The 19,969-nt window shown below is 30.5% G+C and carries 21 protein-coding genes; 7 read left to right on the plus strand and 14 right to left on the minus strand.

Annotated features, from left to right (window positions below; translation table 11 throughout):
* Genes uppS through truA form a run of 4 tightly spaced genes read left to right on the plus strand, consistent with a single transcriptional unit; the run spans nt 1 to nt 3,189 of the window.
* Complete coding sequence (gene uppS, locus SR63_RS03475) at nt 1-669, plus strand: polyprenyl diphosphate synthase (protein WP_002852565.1); 669 nt, start codon at nt 1-3, stop codon at nt 667-669.
* Nucleotides 666-1,442, plus strand: coding sequence for an A24 family peptidase (locus SR63_RS03480; protein WP_002868803.1), 777 nt, complete (start codon nt 666-668; stop codon nt 1,440-1,442). The genes uppS and SR63_RS03480 overlap by 4 nt, the downstream gene beginning before the upstream one ends.
* Nucleotides 1,442-2,467: an LptF/LptG family permease gene (locus SR63_RS03485; protein WP_002856798.1), complete on the plus strand. Its 1,026-nt coding sequence runs from the start codon at nt 1,442-1,444 to the stop codon at nt 2,465-2,467. The genes SR63_RS03480 and SR63_RS03485 overlap by 1 nt, the downstream gene beginning before the upstream one ends.
* Entirely contained in the window at nt 2,464-3,189 is a 726-nt protein-coding gene (gene truA, locus SR63_RS03490; protein WP_072238681.1) for a tRNA pseudouridine(38-40) synthase TruA, read from the plus strand. Before SR63_RS03485 ends, truA begins: the two co-directional genes overlap by 4 nt.
* On the opposite strand, the gene ilvA is transcribed toward truA, so the two are convergent.
* Nucleotides 3,186-4,397, minus strand: coding sequence for a threonine ammonia-lyase (gene ilvA / locus SR63_RS03495; protein ID WP_002877177.1), 1,212 nt, complete (start codon nt 4,395-4,397; stop codon nt 3,186-3,188). The two genes, truA and ilvA, sit on opposite strands and share 4 nt — an antisense overlap.
* Nucleotides 4,397-4,810, minus strand: coding sequence for a CoA-binding protein (locus SR63_RS03500; protein WP_002877179.1), 414 nt, complete (start codon nt 4,808-4,810; stop codon nt 4,397-4,399). The genes ilvA and SR63_RS03500 overlap by 1 nt, the downstream gene beginning before the upstream one ends.
* 118 nt (nt 4,811-4,928) lie before the next feature.
* Between SR63_RS03500 and SR63_RS03505 the strand changes: the two genes are divergently transcribed.
* Nucleotides 4,929-5,345 carry a membrane protein gene (locus SR63_RS03505; protein WP_002856751.1) on the plus strand — a complete coding sequence of 139 codons (417 nt, stop codon included), beginning with the start codon at nt 4,929-4,931 and terminating at the stop codon, nt 5,343-5,345.
* On the opposite strand, the gene trmA is transcribed toward SR63_RS03505, so the two are convergent.
* Genes trmA through SR63_RS03530 form a run of 5 tightly spaced genes read right to left on the minus strand, consistent with a single transcriptional unit; the run spans nt 5,332 to nt 12,722 of the window.
* Complete coding sequence (gene trmA, locus SR63_RS03510) at nt 5,332-6,405, minus strand: tRNA (uridine(54)-C5)-methyltransferase TrmA (RefSeq protein WP_002866957.1); 1,074 nt, start codon at nt 6,403-6,405, stop codon at nt 5,332-5,334. The genes SR63_RS03505 and trmA overlap by 14 nt on opposite strands.
* Nucleotides 6,402-8,135, minus strand: a complete 1,734-nt coding sequence (locus tag SR63_RS03515) for a Na+/H+ antiporter NhaC family protein (RefSeq protein ID WP_002857112.1) — start codon at nt 8,133-8,135, stop codon at nt 6,402-6,404. Before SR63_RS03515 ends, trmA begins: the two co-directional genes overlap by 4 nt.
* Entirely contained in the window at nt 8,132-8,881 is a 750-nt protein-coding gene (locus SR63_RS03520) for an SDR family NAD(P)-dependent oxidoreductase (protein WP_002866956.1), read from the minus strand. Before SR63_RS03520 ends, SR63_RS03515 begins: the two co-directional genes overlap by 4 nt.
* Nucleotides 8,878-10,116 (minus strand): ankyrin repeat domain-containing protein, encoded by a 1,239-nt coding sequence (locus tag SR63_RS03525; protein WP_002877184.1) that lies wholly within the window; start codon nt 10,114-10,116, stop codon nt 8,878-8,880. Before SR63_RS03525 ends, SR63_RS03520 begins: the two co-directional genes overlap by 4 nt.
* Nucleotides 10,117-10,175: 59 nt before the next feature.
* Nucleotides 10,176-12,722, minus strand: a complete 2,547-nt coding sequence (locus SR63_RS03530) for a bifunctional aconitate hydratase 2/2-methylisocitrate dehydratase (protein ID WP_002866953.1) — start codon at nt 12,720-12,722, stop codon at nt 10,176-10,178.
* A gap of 54 nt (nt 12,723-12,776) precedes the next feature.
* Between SR63_RS03530 and SR63_RS03535 the strand changes: the two genes are divergently transcribed.
* Nucleotides 12,777-13,229 carry a methylated-DNA--[protein]-cysteine S-methyltransferase gene (locus SR63_RS03535; protein WP_002866952.1) on the plus strand — a complete coding sequence of 151 codons (453 nt, stop codon included), beginning with the start codon at nt 12,777-12,779 and terminating at the stop codon, nt 13,227-13,229.
* Here the strand turns inward: SR63_RS03535 and SR63_RS03540 are convergent.
* From SR63_RS03540 to mobB, 5 genes are read right to left on the minus strand one after another with little or no spacing between them, the layout of a single operon-like run.
* Complete coding sequence (locus tag SR63_RS03540; RefSeq protein ID WP_002866951.1) at nt 13,221-14,162, minus strand: hypothetical protein; 942 nt, start codon at nt 14,160-14,162, stop codon at nt 13,221-13,223. The two genes, SR63_RS03535 and SR63_RS03540, sit on opposite strands and share 9 nt — an antisense overlap.
* 3 nt (nt 14,163-14,165) lie before the next feature.
* Entirely contained in the window at nt 14,166-16,052 is a 1,887-nt protein-coding gene (gene metG / locus SR63_RS03545; protein ID WP_002877188.1) for a methionine--tRNA ligase, read from the minus strand.
* 9 nt (nt 16,053-16,061) lie between these two features.
* Nucleotides 16,062-16,259, minus strand: a complete 198-nt coding sequence (locus SR63_RS03550; protein ID WP_002856855.1) for a hypothetical protein — start codon at nt 16,257-16,259, stop codon at nt 16,062-16,064.
* Nucleotides 16,252-17,094 carry a class 1 fructose-bisphosphatase gene (locus SR63_RS03555; RefSeq protein WP_002866948.1) on the minus strand — a complete coding sequence of 281 codons (843 nt, stop codon included), beginning with the start codon at nt 17,092-17,094 and terminating at the stop codon, nt 16,252-16,254. The genes SR63_RS03550 and SR63_RS03555 overlap by 8 nt, the downstream gene beginning before the upstream one ends.
* Before the next feature lies 1 nt (nt 17,095).
* A complete protein-coding gene (gene mobB, locus SR63_RS03560; protein WP_002856787.1) occupies nt 17,096-17,587 on the minus strand; it encodes a molybdopterin-guanine dinucleotide biosynthesis protein B in 492 nt (163 codons plus the stop codon).
* 95 nt (nt 17,588-17,682) lie between these two features.
* Between mobB and SR63_RS03565 the strand changes: the two genes are divergently transcribed.
* Nucleotides 17,683-18,168: a hypothetical protein gene (locus SR63_RS03565; protein ID WP_002877189.1), complete on the plus strand. Its 486-nt coding sequence runs from the start codon at nt 17,683-17,685 to the stop codon at nt 18,166-18,168.
* Here the strand turns inward: SR63_RS03565 and SR63_RS03570 are convergent.
* Nucleotides 18,065-19,690 carry a lytic transglycosylase domain-containing protein gene (locus tag SR63_RS03570; RefSeq protein ID WP_002861483.1) on the minus strand — a complete coding sequence of 542 codons (1,626 nt, stop codon included), beginning with the start codon at nt 19,688-19,690 and terminating at the stop codon, nt 18,065-18,067. The two genes, SR63_RS03565 and SR63_RS03570, sit on opposite strands and share 104 nt — an antisense overlap.
* Entirely contained in the window at nt 19,687-19,968 is a 282-nt protein-coding gene (locus tag SR63_RS03575; protein ID WP_002866947.1) for a YggT family protein, read from the minus strand. The genes SR63_RS03570 and SR63_RS03575 overlap by 4 nt, the downstream gene beginning before the upstream one ends.
* Nucleotide 19,969: the final 1 nt, after the last annotated feature.

The following is a 19,969-nucleotide window of genomic DNA, read 5'->3' on the forward strand; positions in this document are numbered from 1 at the left end:
ATGAATGAATTAAAACACCTTGCTGTTGTTATGGATGGCAATAGGCGCTGGGCTAGAGCTAAGGGTTTTTTGGCAAAACTTGGATATTCCCAAGGAGTCAAAACTATGCAAAAATTGATGGAAGTTTGCATGGAGGAAAATATTTCAAATTTAAGCCTTTTTGCTTTTAGTACGGAAAATTGGAAGCGCCCTAAAGATGAAATTGATTTTATTTTTGAACTTTTAGATCGTTGTTTAGATGAAGCTTTAGAAAAATTTGAAAAAAATAATGTGCGTTTAAGAGCTATAGGTGATTTATCGCGTTTGGAAGATAAAGTAAGAGAAAAAATTACCTTAGTTGAAGAAAAAACAAAGCATTGTGACGCACTTTGTGTTAATTTGGCTATAAGTTATGGTGCAAGAGATGAAATTATAAGAGCTGCTAAGCGTGTGATTGAAAAAAAACTTGAGCTAAATGAAGAAAATTTAACGCAAAATTTAGATTTACCTTTAGATGTGGATTTGATGCTTCGCGTTGGAAATGCCAAAAGGCTTTCAAATTTCTTACTTTGGCAGTGTTCATATGCTGAAATTTATTTTAGTGAAACTTTATTTCCATCTCTTACCAAGAGAGAATTTAAAAGGATTATTAAAGAATTTAGAAATAGAGAAAGAACTTTTGGAAAATGATATTTTTCATAATAATTCTAGGGGCTTGTTTGGGTTCTTTTTGCACAAGTTTGGCAAGTAGGATAATTGAAAAAAAGCCCTTTTTTATCTCGCGCTCTTTTTGTTTTTCTTGCGATACAAAATTAAAATACTATGAAATTATTCCTATTTTTTCTTATATTTTTTTAAAAGCAAAATGTCAAACTTGCAAATGTCATTTGCCTATTTCTTTGTTAATCAATGAAATTTTAGGCATAATTTTGCTTATTTTGGCTTATTCTTTAAGTCAAAATTTTTATGATTTTTTATTTTTATCTCTATTTTTATTTAATCTTTTCTTGCTTTCTTTAATTGATATTAAACTCAAAGCCGTACCACAAATTTTACTTTGGAGCGCTTTTTTATTTGCTTTTTTTTACGCCTTTAGGGAAAGTGAAATTTTACATTTTTTGATTTTTAAAGAGTTTAGCGGAGGTTTTTTGCTAAATGCTTTTAGTTTTGGAGGATTTGTTTTTTTATTAAAAAGTTTGGTTTTTTTTCTAATGAATTTCCGAAAAAAAGATGAAATTTTAGAAAATTTGGGTGATGCTGATATTATCATTATGTCTTGTATAGGTGGAATTTTAGGTTTTGAGTATGGATTTTTAGTATTACTTATAGCTTCTATTTTAACTTTGCCTTTTTTTATTTTTTTTAAAATTAAAGCAATAAAAGAGCAAGAACTTGCTATGATACCCTTTTTAAATATCGCTTTTGTGGCAGTTTTATTTTATAAAAACTTAGGATTATTCTAATGAAGCTTAGTTTAAGATATGTTTTAAATCAATTTTTAAGTACGAATTTGTCTATATTTTTCGTACTTTTTGCTATTGTATCTATGGTGTTTTTTATTCAACTTGCAAAACTTACTTCAAGCATAGAGATTAGTTTTTTGGATCTTTTAAAGCTTTATGGGTTTATGTTGCCTAGAATTTTAATTTTTACCTTGCCTATATCTTTTTTTATTTCTTTAACTTTGGCTTTGTTTAGGCTTTCTAAGGAAAATGAAAGCATAGTACTTTTTACTTTGGGATTTTCACCAATGATTTTGGCAAAATTTTTCCTTAAAATTGCAAGCTTGATTAGTGCTTTTATGCTTGTTGTGGCTTTGGTAATGATACCTATAGTATTTGAACTTCAGGATAACTTTGTAAACTATAAAAGCACTCAAGTGAAATTTAACTACAAAACAGGAGAATTTGGGCAAAAATTTTTAGACTGGATGATTTTTATAGAAAAACAAGATAGTGATAAGTATGAAAACATAATTATGTATCGCCCTAAACATAAAGCAGATGATAAAGAACAACTTATCATAGCCAAAGAAGCGCATGTGCAAAGAAAAGATGATAGCTTTGCTTTTAGCTTAAATCAAGGCAAAATGTATAATTTTGAGCAAGGTCAAAGTATTTTTAGTGGAGAATTTGACACTTTAGTAGTAAATACTCAGTTTAATACAGACAATCTTCAAACAAAGAAATTTTATGAATACTGGAATGATTTAAACGAAAATCCACAAAGAGCAAGAGAATTTGTGATTTATACAACTATAGCCTTGTTTCCACTTGCTAGTACGCTTTTTGCGCTTTGTTTTGGTTTGGTTACTTATCGTTATGAAAAAGGCTATGTGTATTTAGGTATGTTTGGAGTGATTGCTATATATTTTGGACTTTTAAGTTCTTTTTCTCAACCTCCAATTTTGGCTTGCCTTGGAATTTTTTCTTTAAGTTTATTTGTTTCGGCTTATTGTTTTAAGAAAATGATTTTGAGTCGTTATTGATGAAAATAAAAATTATATTTTCTTATGATGGCTCTGCTTTTTTAGGTTCTGCTACTCAGCCTCATAAAAAAGGTGTTCAAGATGCTTTAAGTGGGGTCTTATCGCATTTGGGTATTGTTTCACCTCTTTTGATGGCTTCTCGTACAGATAAAGGAGTGCATGCAAGCTATGCTGTAGCTAGTGTAGAATGTGGAGATCATTTTGTAAATTTAGAATATCTTCAAAAACAGCTTAATAAATTTTCCCATCCTTTTATCCATATCAAAAAAATTGAAAAAGTAAAAGATGATTTTGAAGTAAGATTTGATGTAAAAAGTAGAGAATACCGCTATATATTTTCTCACTCTTCTTATAGTCCTTTTATGGCTTCTTATGTACATTTTTATCCTAAATTTGACTTAGATAAGGCTAATGAGCTTTTGGGTTTTTTTGTGGGAAAAAAGGATTTAAAGTTTTTTTGCAAAAGTGGAGGGGATAATAAAACGACTTTAAGAGAAATTTTTATTGCTAGAGCTTATGCTTATAAAGATTTTAGCATTTTTCATTTTAAAGCTAATGGTTTTTTAAGAGGGCAAATTAGATTAAGCGTAGCAAGTGTTTTAAAGGTTTTAGAAGGAAAAATGAGTGAAAAAGAACTCAAAGAACAGATTGAAGCTAAAAAGCAATACAATCACTTTTTAGCACCGCCAAATGGGCTTTATTTAAGCCGTATATGTTATTAAAAACTTTCATAGAAATTAAAGGCCTTTTGGGTTAAAATTTTTCTTATTTCTTCTTGATGTTCTTTACCTTTGGTTTCTAGGGTAATTGAAATCATCGCATCGCCATAATCAAGCTTGGTGGAAAATCTATCATAGTCGATTTTTACTATATTTGCATTGGCTATTTTTAAGCTGTCTGTAAGGTGTAATAATGCCCCAGGTTTATCTACTAAAGTAACATGAATTTGCATTTTTCTATAGGATTTAAATAAACCTTTTTCTATGATGATATTTAGCATTTGTGCATCGATATTACCTCCGCTTAAAACTACGCCAATTTTTTTATGATTTTGTGTATTTATTTTTTGATGAAGCAGGGCAGCTACACTCGCAGCTCCTGCGCCTTCAACTATGATTTTATGTTTTTCAAGTAAAAACAATACCGCATTAGCGATTTCTTCATCATCAACTTGGATAAAATCATCTACGCATTCTAAAATAATATTAAAATTAATAGGATTTGCATCACGCACAGCAATACCATCGGCTATAGTGCGTACGCTTTTTGCATTTTTGATTTTTTTAGCATGAAAACTTTCATACATTGCAGGAGCTCCTTTGGCTCCAACGCCGATGATTTTAATGTTTGGATTGATTTGTTTAGCTGCACTTGCGATACCACTTATAAGTCCTCCACCTCCAACAGGTGCGATAATCATATCAAGATCGCTTATTTCATCAAGCATTTCAAGCATCAAAGTTCCTTGTCCTGCCATTACAAATTCATCTTCAAAAGGATGAATAAAGCTAAGATTATTTTCTTTAGCATAAGAGGTTGCAAAGGCATAGGCTTCATCAAAATTATCCCCTTTGAGTATCACCTCTGCTCCTAAGGCTTTTGTAGCAGAAACTTTTAAGAGCGGAGTGGATTCTGGCATTACAATAACTGCCTTAATGCCAAATTTTTTTGCACTAATGGCCACGCCTTGAGCATGGTTTCCCGCACTTGCGGCAATGACTCCATGTTGTTTTTGTTCAGTGCTAAGATTGGCTATTTTATTATAAGCTCCACGAATTTTATAAGCACCTGTAATTTGTAAATTTTCATTTTTAAGATAAATTTCACTTTGACAAATATCACTTAAAAAAGAAGAGTATATGAAAGGAGTTTTGTTTACAAACTCTGAAATTTGTTGTTTTGCTTTGTAAATTTTATTAAGCTCTAACACTATTTTTCCTTTGTTTTAAAATGCGGATATTCTAGCATAATGCAACGATTTTGTATAAAATTTATATCTAATTTTTTACATTCTTCTTTGGCTGTTTCATTACTAATACCAAGTTGAAGCCATAGGTTTTTAATATTTTTTTCAACAAGCTTAGGAAGAATTTCTAGTGCCACTTCGCCTTTTCTAAAAAGTATAAGTGTATCGATTTTTTCTTCTATTTGATCTAAATTTCTATAAACTTTTTCATTTAAAATAAACTCTTCTTTAGGATAAATAGGAAAAATTTTATAATTTTTTCTTTGTAAAAATTCTGCTACCCTATAAGAAGCTTTTGTTTTATCTGGACTTAAGGCAAATATGGCAATATTTTTACTTGCATTTATAATATAAGAGATAGTTTCTTTTTCATTCATTGTTAACCTTTGTTTTGGTATTTTATCTTAAATGATTAAAAAATTAACTAAAGTGAATTCAAAAAATGAAAAAAGTGTTATAATATAGCAAATTCCGAAGTTTAATAAGGAGGGAAAAATGGAAGAATTTTATCCATATACTTTAACAATCCATCTTCTTTGTGCTATTTTGTTTATAGGTTATTTGTTTGTTGATGTATTTGTTTTGGGCGTAGTTAAAAAGAAAAATCCTAATTTTGACAAAAGTCTTTTTAGTGCTACTGGGGTTAAAATAATGCCTTTTGTGGTTCTTTTGCTTTTTTTAAGCGGAGGTGCTTTGGCAGGTTTTCATTTTAAACCTTTAAATTTACTTTTTGCTGTAAAAATTATTTTGGCTTTTGGAATTTTATCTTTAGTTGTTTTTTCTTTATTTTGTCATTTTATATTAAAGAAGAAAAATCCACTCGGTGCTTTTATCCACCCTTTTGTATTTGTGCTTTGTATCGCGATAGTAATACTGGCTAAATTAATGAATTATTTTTTTATACCTTGCTAAGAAATACTCCGCATTCAAGATGTGGAGTATTGACAAATTGATCAAAAAGAGCAAACTCTTCCACTCTATGTGTTAGGCTTAATTCTTTTAAATTTTCTTTTAAAGTGATAGGATTACAAGAAATATAAATAATATTTTCATATTTTTTTATTAAGTCAATTACGCTTTTATCAAGTCCTGCACGGGGTGGATCAACTAAAACATGAGAGAAATTAAAATCATCCAATCGAATATCTTTTAAACGAAAAAATTCTCTTTCTTTTTTGATAGCAAGACTTAATTCTTCGCTTGAAAGTCTTGCAAAGTGGATATTTGTTGTATTATTAAGTTTGCAATTTTTTAAAGCAAAATTAATATTACTTTTTGAAATTTCAGTGGCTAAAACTTTAAAAAAGAATGGTGCTAAAGCTAAAGTAAAATTTCCATATCCACAGTAAAGCTCAAGTAAATCCATTCTTTTTTGAGTATTTAAAATTTCACACACCCAAGTAATCATTTTTTCATTTATAGTAGTGTTAGGCTGAATAAAACAATCGTTGTTAAATTCATAAAATATTTTTCTATCTTGAATATTTAAAGTTTGTCTTAGATTTTCTGTTTTAAAAATAAGTTTTTTGCCTTTACTTCTTGCTATGAGGTTGATATGAAGAATATTGCTTAAATTTTCTAAATTTGACTTTATATCTTCTATATTTTTATGATAGAGTAAGGTTATGCTAAGTTCTTGCTTTGTGGTTAAAAATTCTACACCAAAAAGTTTTTCTTTTAATTTATTATCTTGACGCAAGTATTCTAGAAGTTTTGGCATAAAAGCACAAATTTTTTCATCAGCAAAATCTAAATATTCTATAATGTACTTTTTTTTGCTTTTTGGATCAAACATTGCATAAAAAAGCGTATCATTTTCATGATAAAATGAAAGTTCAGCTCTTGTACGATAATGTTTATCTTTTGAGGCAAAAAGTTTAAAATCCTTTGTATAAAATTCTTTAAAATATTTTTTTATGAAAGAGTGTTTTTCATCTAAAGTGAGAAAATTTCCAAAATTTTCAAGACTCATGGAACTTTCTTTCCGATGAGTCTTAGTAAAAGCGCAATAAGTATGAAATTTAAAGGCAAGACAAACCAAACGCTAAGTCCTAAAGATACAGGAATATATCCAGCGATTAAAGAAATACCACAGATAAATAAAGCATAAGGAATTTGTGTTCTTACATGCTCCATATGATCGCATTTTGCGCTCATAGATGAAAGGATTACATTATCTGAAATTGGTGAGCAATGGTTTCCAAAAATCGCACCTGTTAAAACGCAGCTTATATTAATAACCATATAATGATGCATAGCATTTGCATCCATACCATTGATTTTGGCGATTTCATGAGCTAAAGGCACAGCCAAAGGCATTAAAATCCCCATAGTTCCATAGCTTGTTCCTATGGCAAAAGAAATGGCTGAAGCAAAAGCAAAAATAGTAGCAGGCAAAATAAACTCAGGCAATTTATCTGCAAGCAAACTGGTGATAAATAAAGAAGTTCCTAGATCTTTTACTATACTTGAAAGCGACCAAGCAAATAAAAGCAATACTATGGTAAAAATCATGGTTTTCCAGCCATATATCCAAGTTTCTACCGCTTCTTTAAGATTGAAAATTTTACGACGCACCCCGATAAAAATCGCTACAATAGCAGCAAACAAAGCAGCTTGGAATAACACCACAGAAGAATCAGCATTTCCAAAAGCAGCCCTAAAAGTTTCAAAAGACAAAGGATTGGCACTTGCTTTTGCAAGTTCTTCGCCTTCTAAAGTGCTAAGTCCATTAAAATAAAATCCTAATATAGCTAAAATGATTAAAGTAAAAATAGGAACAATAGCATCAAAAGCACGAATTTTAATACCTTCTTTTGGCGCTAAAAACTGATCCTCTAATTCAGCAGTATCTAGTGTGCCTGATTTAGGTAGAGGTGCAATTTGTCCTGTGGTTCTTGCACGCACTTCAGCCTTGTACATAGAACCAAACTCACGTCCCATGATTGCAGTCATGACTACAAAAAAAAGCATGAAGATATTATAAAAACGATAAGGTATGGTTTCGACAAAAATTCCAAAAGCACTAATATCGCTAATGCCTATGTGTTCATAAGCGGTTTTAATTAAAGAAACTTCTAAGCCTATCCAAGTAGAAATTACAGCTATTCCTGCCACAGGAGCTGCGGTAGAGTCGATAATAAAGGCAAATTTTTCACGAGAAATTTTAAATTTATCCGCCAAAGGACGCATAATTGGACCTACGATCAGTAAATTAGCATAATCATCAAAAAATATTAAAAGCCCTAAAAACCAAGTGTTAACTTGAGCTGATACAGCTGATTTGGCTCTTTTGGCAAATTTTAATGCTACAGCTTTTGCACCACCCATTTTTGTGATAAGTGCCACAAGACCACCTATACAAAGAATTTGTAAAATGATTCCTGCATTTACTGGATCTGAAGTTGAACCTAAGATATAAGAAATAATCTTTGAAAAAGATTCTACTGCGGTATTATAAAAATTTACAAAAGCTAAATGTTGTGCTTTAAAAATATTTGCAGAAAGGCTAAGTAGAAAAGTTCCGCTTAAAACTCCAGCAAAGAGTGACAAAATAACATCTTTTGTGATAAAGGCTAAAGCAATAGCAACTAAAGGCGGTATAAGCGTAAAAGCTCCAAATAAATTAGCATTTGCAGCTGCTTCTGAGGAGTTTGCAAATGCAACTAAAGGTAAAAACAATAAAACTAAAAATTTATTCATTCATCTCTTTCTATATAAAATCCATTCCAAGTTTGTGTTACCGGCATAAGCTCGATTTCATTAACATTAATATGGCTTGGTAGGTTAATAATAGACATTACCACTTTGGCAATATCATTAGCACTGATAAATTGCGTATTTTCATACACTGCATCAGCTTTTTGGATATCTCCTTTAAAACGCACTTCACTAAATTCAGTTTTGCAAAGTCCTGGAGCAATGTTTGTTACTTTGATATTGCTTCCTCTAAGATCATTTCTTAAGGCCAATGAAAATTGTCCTACAAAGGCTTTGGTTCCACAATACACATTGCCTCCAAAATAAGGATTGCGTCCTGCAACCGAACCTAAGTTAAAAATATAAGCATTTTTTTGTTTACGAAGTATAGGAATAACAACTTTTGCAACATATAAAAATCCTTTGATGTTTGTATCTACCATAGTGTTAATATCTTCAAGGTTTAATTTATCAAATTCATCTACCCCTAAAGCTAAGCCTGCATTATTAAAAAGCACATCAATTTCTTGAAATTCTTTGGGTAAATTTTCAATAGCCTCAAAGATTTCTTTTTGATTTCTTACATCTATGCAAAGCGTGTAAATCTTATCTTTGTGAGAATTTTTTAACTCTTCTAGACGCTCTTTGCGTCTAGCAAGGGCGATTACTTTGTAGCCTTTTTGTATAAAAGCTTCAACGCAAGCTCTACCAAAACCTGAACTAGCTCCTGTAATAAATGCGGTTTTCATTCTAAACTACCTCCGTAAAATAGATTTTCATTTGCTTTTAAACCCAAGCTTTTTAGATAATCAGCATTTTCTTTTTTGCCTGCTGCTAGCGCAAAGTCAAGTGCATTAAAACCAAGATCATCAACAGCGTTAAGATTTGCTCCTTTTGAGATAAGAAGTTTTAAAATTTCAACATTTCCATAAGCTGCAGCATGCATTAAAACATTTTTTGAAGTGTGCTCTAGAGCACAAAATGTAATAAAATAAGGCGTATTTGAACCTATGTTCGCACTTAATGCTAATTTTTCATTGTTATTAATATATTTTTGATTAACATTTGCTCCATTATCAAGAAGTAGTTTTATGATATCAAGACGATTAAACTCTATGGCATAAAAAAGCGGAGTTTTACCAAAGGCATTGGCTTGATTAACATTCGCTCCATTTTGGATTAAAAAATTTGTATTTTCATAATTTTCCAATGCGTAAAAAATAGCACTTTCATAACCTTCGTCAATCCTAGCGCCAAAACGAATCAAAAGTTCTAAAATTTCTTTTTCTCTTTGATTTAGAAGCGCTGCTTGTAAGGCTATAGTAAGATCATCTTGACTTGGATTATTTGAAAAAATAAAATCTTGTATATAAGATACCGAATAATTTTTATTTGACATGATTTTTGCTAAAGGACTAATGTCTTTGTAAATTTTTGTTTCTCCAACAGCCCAATTTAAAAATTCGTTTAAGGCATTGCTAGTATAGTAAATATTGCTACCTTTGTCAAAATTAAAATTACTTTCAAAATACTTTTCTAAAGGTTCTATAGCGTTATTGTATTCTTGCCAAAAAGCTTTGTAAAGTCTAAAATTTCCTATACTTTGATATGCCCAATATCTAAAGTAAGATTTTAAAATATCATATTTTTTTTCTAAATTCTCAGGTGTATCTAAAGTTTTTTGATAAGTGATGGGGTCGATGGCTATTTTTAATAATAAAAAATCAAATTGTTGTAATTTGGGCAAATAAGCCACACCATTACAAGAGCTATTGCTTCCGCGAATTTCATTGGAAATCGCATAGAGTTTTTTTGTAAAATCTTGATTTTTTAAAGATTCTTTACAGCTTGAAGCTATATTTAAATAATCTAAATTTGAACTTTCATTTAGCAATGTTTTATTATTTTTAATGTTGTCGCAGTTAATGGCATCGCTAGCCATTAAACTTGCAAAACAACAAAAGGAAGTGAATAATAACTTCAATATTTTTCCTTTGAAAATTTTAATTTTGTTATTTAATCCAAATAAGTATTAAATTTGAATTAATTTTCAAGTTTGAAATTTTCAATCTCATTAAAATTTAAATATCTATAGATATTTGCCTTATGCTCATCACTTAGTTTTTCGCTAACAATTTGTAAGTATTCTTCCTTGCTTGGAATTTTACCCAAAATCGCACAAACTGCTGCAAGTTCTGCACTGCCTAAATATACTTTAGCACCCATTCCCATACGGTTGTCAAAATTTCTTGTAGAAGTTGAGAAAACTACAGCTCCATCATTTACTCTAGCTTGATTACCCATACACAAAGAACAACCAGGAACTTCTATTCTAGCACCTGCTGCACCAAAGATGCTGTAATAACCTTCATTAGTAAGTTGTGCTTTATCCATTTTTGTTGGAGGCACTACCCAAAGTCTGGTTTTAAGTATGCCTTTATCTTTTAAAATTTCTCCCAAAGCTCTATAATGTCCTATGTTTGTCATACAAGAACCTACAAAAACTTCATCTATATTTTTTGGACGCTTATTATCGGCTAAAATTTCGCTTAAGGTTGCCACATCATCAGGGTCATTTGGACAAGCTAGGATTGGCTCTTTAATGTCATTAAGATTAATATCTATAATATAAGCGTATTTTGCATCTTTATCTGCTCTTAAAAGAGTAGGGTTTTTAAGCCATTCTCTCATTTTTTCAGCCCTTCTAACAAGGGTAGCTTTATTCTCATATCCTGCTTCTATCATAGCTTCAATTAAAGAAATATTGGATTTGATATATTCGCTTACACTTTCTATGCTTAAATCCACACTACAAGCAGCGGCAGATCTTTCAGCGCTTGCATCGCTGAGTTCAAAAGCTTGTTCGACTTTTAAGTTTGGCAAGCCTTCTATTTCTAAAATTTTTCCTGCAAAAATATTTTTCTTATTTTTCTTTTCAACAGTAAGTTGTCCTTGTTTGATTGCATAATAAGGTATAGCATTAACCAAATCTCTTAAGGTAACTCCAGCTTGCAATTCTCCGCTAAAACGTACTAAAACACTTTCGGGTACATTTAAAGGCATAGAGCCAGTAACCGCAGCAAAAGCTACAAGTCCGCTTCCTGCAGGGAAAGAAATTCCTATAGGAAAGCGTGTGTGAGAATCCCCGCCCGTTCCTACGGTATCTGGCAATACAAAACGATTAAGCCAAGAGTGAATAACCCCATCACCTGGTTTTAAACTCACCCCACCACGACTTGTCATGAAATTGGGCAAGGTTTTATGTAAATTTGAATCGCTTACTTTTGGATAAGCAGCTGTATGGCAAAAGCTTTGCATCACAAAGTCTGCATTAAAACCTAGGCTTGCAAGCTCTTTAATTTCATCTCTAGTCATAGGACCTGTAGTATCTTGAGAGCCTACAGTTAAAGTCATAGGTTCTATATACATACCTGGACGCACACCTTCAACTCCACAGGCACGACCTAGCATTTTTTGAGCCAAGGTATAACCACCGCTTGAAGATTTAGGTTGTTCAGGTTTGGTAAAGATATTTTCACTTTCCATACCTAAAAATTCTCTAGCCTTAGCACAAAGCCCACGACCTATGATAAGTGGGATTCTTCCTCCTGCTCTAACTTCATCTAAGAGAGTGTTTGGACTGAGTGTAAATTCTGCAATTGTAGAGCCATTTTTTATGATTTTTCCCTCATAAGGATGAATTTCAAACTCATCGCCCATTTCTAAGTTTATTACATCACAGATGATAGGTAAAGCCCCACTATCTTGAGCAGTGTTAAAGAAAATCGGTGCTATGGTTGAACCCATTACTATACCACCGCTGTGCTTGTTTGGTACACCTTCTATTTCTTTTCCTAAGTGCCATTGTATAGAATTTATTGCTGATTTTCTACTTGAACCTGTTCCTACAACATCACCTACATAAACTACTTCGCGACCGCTTTTTTTAAGCTCTTTGATTTTTTCTAAGGATCCTGCTTGTCTTACCTTTAGCATGGCATTTGCATGCAAAGGAATATCGCTTCTTGTAAAAGCATCTCCTGCAGGGCTTAGATCATCGGTATTTGTTTCCCCTGCTACTTTGAAAACTATACATTTAATCACTTGAGGTAATTTTTCTTTTTTGTTAAACCAGTCCGCATTTGCCCAGCTTTGTAAAACTTCCCTAGCGTGTGGATTGTTTTTGCTAAGTTCAGCTATGGTATGAAAATTATCATGAACAAAAATAATATTTTTCAACACTTCTGCAGCATCTTTGGCTATGTTTTCATCTTTTAAAGCATCGATTAAAACTTTAACATTATATCCGCCTAACATAGTTCCAAGCATTCTTAAGGCTCTTTTTTTGTCTATATTTGGAGCACTGATTTTGCCTTTAAGTATAGAATTTAAAAATTCACATTTTACTAAAGCTGCATCATCAACACCAGGATTTACTCTATTTTCTAAAAGATTTGCAAGCTCTTCATTATTTTCATTTTCAAGTAGTTTACAAAGTTCTTTAGTTTGATTTGCATTTAAAGGAAGGGGTGGTATACCCAAAGCGGCTCTTTCTTCAACAAGTTTATTGTATTCTTGCATAAAAGACATTTTCTACTCCTTAAATATTTTTTATTATAATTGTAGCTCTTTGAAGGATAAAAAATGTTTAAAGTTTATTATAAAATGCCTTTATGTTACCTATCTTTACATAGTGATGGAAAATTTTTAACTAGAGTCGATTTTTGTGATAATAAAAGATCAGAAAAAAATTGTAGTTTGCTTGACTTAGTAAAATATGAACTTGATTTATATTTTACTCATAAGCTTAGAAAATTTAGCATTCCTGTTTTGATACAAGGTACAGATTTTGAATCAAAGGTTTATAAGGCTTTAATGAAAATTCCTTATGGTAAAATAGCTACTTATAAAGATATAGCAGAAAAAATTAATCATCCAAAAGCTTTTAGAGCTGTCGGAAATGCAAATTCTAAAAATCAGATTCCTATTTTTATACCTTGTCATAGAGTTATTGCAAGTAATGGCATAGGAGGATATAATGGAGGGCTTGAAATAAAAAGATTTTTGCTTGAAAATGAAGGAGTGAATTTAAAATAAGCTTGGGGTTTGATTTTCTTTGTTTTCAAATTCTTGTTCAAAAATATCATAATTTTCAAGAATTAAACAATATTTAAAATTTTTTAATTTTCTTAAATCTGAAAGCTGATTATAGGAAAAATCACAAAATAAAGAATTTTTAGAAGCAATTTTAAAGTCTTTTATGTTTTTAAATTTTTCTTTCCAGAATTCAAAGGTATTTTGGTTGTTGCTTACAATAAACGCTTGAGAGCTTGAACCAAAAGGAGTGATTTCAAATTTATCATCAATAAAATAAATTTTAAAATCATCAATCTTATTAAAATCAAATATTATTTTTTGACTTTTTTCTTTTAAAAAAGAAATAATTTTTGCAAAACTATTTGCGTAAAAAAAAGGCAAATTAAGATTTTTAAAATATAAATTTTCACAAATCAAAGTTGTAAAAAAGAAGCTAGATCGCGATAATAAGGTAAAATTAGCATCTTTTAGACTATGAGAATAGGCGCAAAGTTTATTTAAGTAATTTTCTTCACAGTAACAAAAAATTTCACCCTTTTTTGCTTTGATTAGTTTTTCAAAATCAGCAAAAATATTTCCTTTTAAAATGTTAAAATAAAAAGCCTTGCAAAGACTTAGTTCGTAAGATTTAAAAAGTAAAAATTCACATTCTTTATCTTCACAAAAAAAGCGTAAAAATCTTACAAGAGCTTGTTCTAGATTTTCTACTCTAAAGTAAAAAATGTCTTTATCTTCAATAGTAATGTCATTTTCTGTAATTATAGCATAAGCGCCTTTTTTTACAGCTTGGGTAATTTCTTTTTTATCGTTATTAAAGAAGGCAAAGCCTGCTTTAAGTTCGTTTAAATTTATGGCAAAACCTTCCACACTTAAAACGCTACCTTCATGAATGAGCGTTGCGTTTAAAAGTTCACCTAAATTGCTAATTTGCATATTTTAGCCTACTAAAGAACCGTTTTGTACAAGTTGTTCAGGGGTGATTAAAACAAGTTTATCTCCGCTTTTTGCAGAAAGTATCATACCATCGCTTTCATGTCCAAAAATTTTAGCTTTTTTAAGATTGCTTATAATGCAAACTTGTTTACCGATTAAATCACTGGCTTTATAGTGTTTTGCTATGCCTGAGAGTACTTGACGGATTTCTTTATCGTCAAGTTCGAGTTGAAATTTCAAAAGTTTTTCACTCCCTTCTATATTTTGACAATCAAGCACCTTAGCGACTTTGATTTCAATTTTTGCAAAATCATCGATTTTTATTTTAGGACTTTCTTCTTTTTTAGGTTCTTCTTTAATTTCTTGTTTTAAAAGAGCTTTTTCTACTTTTGGAAATAAAGCTTCGCAAGGATTTGCTTTAAAATCTAAAAGTTCATTATCAAGTATCATTTTTGCGTAATTTGTAGATGAAATTTCAAAATTTAAAGCTAAAGCCACTTTTTCACAGGACTTTGGTAGAGTAGGGCTTAATAAAAGGCTTGTTTTGGCTAAAATATTTGCACAAAGTGCAACTAAAGCGTTAGCTTGTTCGTGTTTGTTTTCTTTGATTAAATTCCAAGGTTCGTATTTGCTGATGGCTAAATTTGCTACGCTTAAGGCTTTAAAAAGTTCTTCTAAATAACGATTACACTGTAAGTTTTCTAAAAATTCTACCGCTAAATTTAAGTGTTCTTTTGCTTGATTTAGTTCAGTATTGTAATATTTTAAAACACCTTCTTTTAAAATATTTCCTTGAGAATATTTTGTACTCATACCTATAATGCGATTAAGCAAATTCCCAAATTCATTGCTTAGTTCAGCATTGATACGATTTATCAGCATATTTTCGCTAAAATCCCCATCATTACCAAAAGGCACTTCTCTAAGCAAGAAATATCTAAAAGCTTCGCTTCCATAGGCATCAACCACTTCTTTAGGTTTTACAACATTGCCTTTAGATTTGCTCATTTTTTCACCTTCTTTAGTCCACCAGCCATGTGCACCTATAAATTTTGGCAAAGGTAAATCTACGCTCATTAAAAAAGCTGGCCAATAAATGGCATGAAAACGCAAAATATCTTTTCCTACTAAATGCACATGCGCAGGCCAAAATTTAGCATTTTCTCCCTTGCTTTGAAAATCAAGAGAGCTTATATAGATAAAAAGTGCGTCAAGCCATACATAAATAATATGTTTATCATCATTAATTTCTTGAGGCAGTTTAATCCCCCAATCAAAACTTGTTCTTGTAATGGAAAGATCTTTAAGGCCGCTTTGGACAAAATTTATAAGTTCGTTTTTTTTGTTTTTTGGTAGGATGGGATCTTTTTCTTCATACCATTGTAAAATTTTATCTTGGTATTTTGAAAGTTTAAAAAAATAACTCTCTTCTTTTAAAATCGTAGTGTTTTTGCCACAATCTGGACAAGAACAATCATTGATAAGCTGACTTTGAGTAAAAAAGCTTTCGCAAGAAATACAATAGTGTCCTTCGTATTCATCTTTATAAATATCGCCTTTTTGCCACATTTTTAAAAACATAGCTTTAACAAATTCAATATGCCTTGTATCAGTTGTTCTTGCGTAAATATCATAGGTGATTTCAAATTCATCCCATAATTTTTTAAATTCAAAACTGATTTTATCAGCATATTCTTGAGGAGTGGAATTTCTTAGTTTGGCAGCTTCTTCGATTTTTTGTCCATGCTCATCTGTTCCTGTTAGAAATCTTGTTTCATGTCCTTGCAAACGATAAAATCTTGCTAAAGTATCGGCTATGATGGTAGTATAAGCATGACCTAAATGAGGCACATCATTTACATAATAAATTGGTGTTGTAATATAACGCATTTTTTTCCTTTAAAAGTCAAATCCGCCTTCGGTTTTACCCTTAGACATACTGTTATAGACTGCATCAACATAATTTTTTCTAGTTTGGCAGTTAAAAATTTCATCGCAATTATAACAAGAGTTTAGGTTTTTTGAGTTTTGACATGAAAGTAAAATTTCTTTTTTTTTATCCATATCTTGCTCAAATTCATCTCTAATATCACTCATTATAAGCCTTTAAAAGTTTTGAAATTTCATATTCTGAGCCAAAAAAACAAGGAGTTGTCGCATGGATTTTATCAAATTCAAGTTCAAGTAAGGAGTGGTTTTTTCCATTTGTAGTTTTTCCGCCTGCTTTTTCTATGATAAAGGCTAGAGGAAAGACTTCAAAAAAGGCACGAAGTTTGCCATTAGGCGCATCTTGTGTTGCAGGATAGCTAAAAATGCCACCCCCTTTTAATAAAATTTGATTGATATCGCTTACCATGGCTCCAGAATATCTTAAGCGATAGCCTTCATCAAAAAGACTTTTGATAAATTTGGCATGTTTTTCTTCCCAAAATTTTTGCGTTCCGCCTGTAGCATTAATCTTGCCTTTTTCATTCATTTTAAGATCTTTTATAAAAATAAATTCATTATTTGCATTTAAGCGATAAAGTTTTGGCTGATCTTTGCAAATCACAAGTTCTAAGCGCGCTCCATACATACTATAAAGTGCAGCTCTTAAATTTTTAGCACTTGCTTTTTCTTCATAGATGGCAAAAATAGAACCTATGGCAAAATTAACATCCATTAAGCTAGAACCATCTAAAGGATCATAAGCTACGATAAAATTTGCCCTCTCGTTAAGCGTTAAAATTTCGTCTTTTTCTTCACTTATGATGGCTTTAATGCTTGAACATTGACTTAGAGTTTTTGTGATGATTCCATCGCTTAAAACATCAAATTTGAGTTGGGTATCGCCTGTAAAATTTTGATTTTGACTGTAGCTTGTATCGGGAAATTTTAAAGCGTTAGAAATTTCTAAAACCGCTTTTTGTATATAAGAAATCACTTCTTGCATTTTATAATTCTCCTTGTAAATTTTTAGCATTTTTAAGTATGTATCGACAAATAGCTTGTATATCGTTTAAATCAAGCCAAGTAAGATAAGGGTGGGAAATTTTTTCATAGCTTGCAATAGCGTTTGAAAAAGTAAAATAACTTTCATCAATTTCTTTGCAAAATACGCTAATGCGTGGTAAATCAAGAGTTTTTAATCCTTCAACCAAACAAATGTCAAAATTGGGTGCTAATTTTAAAGCTTTTAAAATATCTCTATTTTCATGAGAAAAAAAAGTTGTTCTTGTAGGGCTTAAAACCATGACTTCAGCTCCGCTTTGGAAAAATTTAAAACTATCTTTACCGTTAAAATCAAATTGAGCTTTATCGGCAGGATCATGTTTAATGATTAAAACTTTTAAATTTTGTTGCAAAAAATTATCAGCTATTTTTGTGATAAGTGTAGTTTTTCCTGAATTTGAAGGCCCGCTAAAAGCCATGATAAGTTGTTTCATAAAATATACTCTTAATTTTTTTGTAAAATTATATCTTTTTAAACCAAAAAATAGGGTTAAAAGGCTACAATAATACTAAAAAATATGGAAAAAGAATGAAAATTTATAGTGTAATTTTAGGTGCTTTTTTGCTTGGAGCTTGTTCTTTAAAAGATCAGGCGATTGTGGATATAAATTTAAAATCTCAAACTTTAATGTTTACTCAAAAATACAAAATCACACAAGATAAGATTAATGCCATTATAACTATGTCTTATTTAAATCCAATTCTAGATAAGACAAGTAAAGATGATGTATTGGCCTTGTCTTTTACTCCAAATACATTAAAAATTCAAAATTTAGAAGTTTTTATCAATAATAAAAAAGCCAATATTGAAAAATTGGATGATGAGTACTTAAAATATATAATACAAAACAACTATACTGATTATTTTAAAGTATCTCTTCCTAATGTCAAGGAAGAGACTAAGCTTGTAACTAAGATTTGTTTAGATCATTTGCCTTGTTTTGAATTAAATTTTCAAAAATATCCGAAATCTTTATACTATCGTTCAGAAGATGTCGATACACAATATAATTAGCTAGAACTTTTTTTCCGTAAATTCGGCTTTCTTGATAAGGAACTAGCTCCATAGACAAGAAAGGTTCAAATTTGCCTGTCTTAAACATATCATTTCTTGCAAGCATACGGTTAGTAAATCCTATACCGCCATTATAAGCATAAGCGACAAAAAGTGGAGATTTTAAACGCGATTCAAGGTAATTTAGATGATAGTTTCCAAAGTAATATGCTATTTCAGGTTTAAACATAAAATCTTGATCGAAATTTGGAATTTTTAATTCTTTTTCCCCTATGTGATTGGCTAAAAATGGCATAAATTGCATCATGCCTAAAGCATAAGAAACTGAAATAGCAGTTGGAATAAAACGACTTTCTTGTCTGGCAATAGCCAAAATTAAAGCTTGTCTTGTTTTGTTATAGTCTTTTATATTGTCATAATAAGGCATTATAAAATAATGTTTTTTAAAATTATTTTTGCGTTCTAATATGTAAGCATAAATAGGCAAGGTTTCTTGTGTGTCAAATTCTTTTGCCAAGACATCTAGTTGACTTGCGTTAGCATCGCGAATTTGTTTGTTTATTTTTTGCCAAGCAAAAGGATCTTGCATATTAAAATTATTTTTTTTCTTGCTTGGATTAAGGCTTTCTATCTTTGGAAAAGGTGTGTTAGTAAGTTCTTTTGCGTAAAGACTATAAATATTTAAAGAAGAACTTTGTGATAAAGTTTTTAAATCTTCTTCATTGTTTTTAATCAACCACATCCAAAATATAGCATTGTCTTTATTGCTTTGCGATTTAAAACTTTGTGCCGCCTTTTTAAAAAAGTCATAAGCAAGCTCTGTTTTATCATAAGTTAAGGCATTGACTCCCAAATAGAAAGCAGAATCTTCACTTACATTTTCAGGATTTATTTCTAGCATAGAATGTCTAAATTTTGGATTTTCTTTTTTAATAATAATATTTTGTGCAAAATCTTTAAAACCAATGTGGTTTGGTAGTTTATTGACTAAACTTGTATTTAAATCTAAGTCGTATTTTTTAGAATAATTATAAAGTTTAAAAAAACCATTAATATCTTCTTTTTGTACTATATAGCTCATAGGATCAGAAGTATTAAAAGCTAGTAATAAATTTGTCAAATCAGGTCTTTGATTTTTAAAGGTTTGAGCTAAAGTCGTTCGGTCTTTGGAATTTAAACTCGCTATAAAAACTAATGAATTTAAGCGCACACTTTGACAAGTTAAATTTGCATCTAAGATAGTATTTGCTGTATAGGTATAGCATTTAGCATATTTTGGGTTGATATAAGGCTTTAAAGGGATGATTTTTTCAAGTTCGGATTTAATTTTTCCTATATAGCGAAAAATATGAGAATTTAAATCTTGTGCATCTTTTTTACTGATTTTATTTTTTTCTAAAAGCCTATAAATATAATAATCCTTAGCAAGTGAATTTTCTTCCTTTTTGAGTTTTTCTATGCTATATTGTGTAGCATTTAAACTTGAAAAAATAAATAAAAAAACGAGTATTTTTTTTATCACAATATACTCCTTAAGATATTCCCAAGAAAAATGCCAAGAAACTGCAATGCTAAGACTATAATCAAAGGCGCAAGATCAATATTACCAATGCGTGTTGGAATTTTTCTAACTAAGGTGTAAGCAGGATAACTTAATTTATATAAAATTTGCACTATGGGATTATAAGGATCAGGGTTTACCCAGCTTAAAAGTGCTGCGATGATAATAATCCAAGTATAAATGTTAATGACAATTTGTAGTACTTGAAAAATAGAAATAATAAAAGAGTCTATAACCATA

This window comes from Campylobacter sp. 2014D-0259, assembly GCF_008000505.1.
GTDB classification, from domain to species: Bacteria; Campylobacterota; Campylobacteria; order Campylobacterales; family Campylobacteraceae; genus Campylobacter_D; species Campylobacter_D jejuni.

What these genes read in the sequence shown, in the direction of transcription:
- metG (WP_002877188.1), bottom strand. Translation starts at nt 16,052, where the DNA reads ATGCGTTATATTACAACACCAATTTATTATGTAAATGATGTGCCTCAT.
- SR63_RS03550 (WP_002856855.1), bottom strand. Translation starts at nt 16,259, where the DNA reads ATGAGTGATATTAGAGATGAATTTGAGCAAGATATGGATAAAAAAAAA.
- SR63_RS03530 (WP_002866953.1), bottom strand. Translation starts at nt 12,722, where the DNA reads ATGTCTTTTATGCAAGAATACAATAAACTTGTTGAAGAAAGAGCCGCT.
- SR63_RS03555 (WP_002866948.1), bottom strand. Translation starts at nt 17,094, where the DNA reads ATGCAAGAAGTGATTTCTTATATACAAAAAGCGGTTTTAGAAATTTCT.
- SR63_RS03515 (WP_002857112.1), bottom strand. Translation starts at nt 8,135, where the DNA reads ATGAATAAATTTTTAGTTTTATTGTTTTTACCTTTAGTTGCATTTGCA.
- uppS (WP_002852565.1), top strand. Translation starts at nt 1, where the DNA reads ATGAATGAATTAAAACACCTTGCTGTTGTTATGGATGGCAATAGGCGC.
- SR63_RS03485 (WP_002856798.1), top strand. Translation starts at nt 1,442, where the DNA reads ATGAAGCTTAGTTTAAGATATGTTTTAAATCAATTTTTAAGTACGAAT.
- trmA (WP_002866957.1), bottom strand. Translation starts at nt 6,405, where the DNA reads ATGAGTCTTGAAAATTTTGGAAATTTTCTCACTTTAGATGAAAAACAC.
- SR63_RS03535 (WP_002866952.1), top strand. Translation starts at nt 12,777, where the DNA reads ATGTTTAAAGTTTATTATAAAATGCCTTTATGTTACCTATCTTTACAT.
- mobB (WP_002856787.1), bottom strand. Translation starts at nt 17,587, where the DNA reads ATGAAACAACTTATCATGGCTTTTAGCGGGCCTTCAAATTCAGGAAAA.
- SR63_RS03540 (WP_002866951.1), bottom strand. Translation starts at nt 14,162, where the DNA reads ATGCAAATTAGCAATTTAGGTGAACTTTTAAACGCAACGCTCATTCAT.
- SR63_RS03520 (WP_002866956.1), bottom strand. Translation starts at nt 8,881, where the DNA reads ATGAAAACCGCATTTATTACAGGAGCTAGTTCAGGTTTTGGTAGAGCT.
- SR63_RS03505 (WP_002856751.1), top strand. Translation starts at nt 4,929, where the DNA reads ATGGAAGAATTTTATCCATATACTTTAACAATCCATCTTCTTTGTGCT.
- SR63_RS03565 (WP_002877189.1), top strand. Translation starts at nt 17,683, where the DNA reads ATGAAAATTTATAGTGTAATTTTAGGTGCTTTTTTGCTTGGAGCTTGT.
- SR63_RS03480 (WP_002868803.1), top strand. Translation starts at nt 666, where the DNA reads ATGATATTTTTCATAATAATTCTAGGGGCTTGTTTGGGTTCTTTTTGC.
- SR63_RS03575 (WP_002866947.1), bottom strand. Translation starts at nt 19,968, where the DNA reads ATGGTTATAGACTCTTTTATTATTTCTATTTTTCAAGTACTACAAATT.
- SR63_RS03500 (WP_002877179.1), bottom strand. Translation starts at nt 4,810, where the DNA reads ATGAATGAAAAAGAAACTATCTCTTATATTATAAATGCAAGTAAAAAT.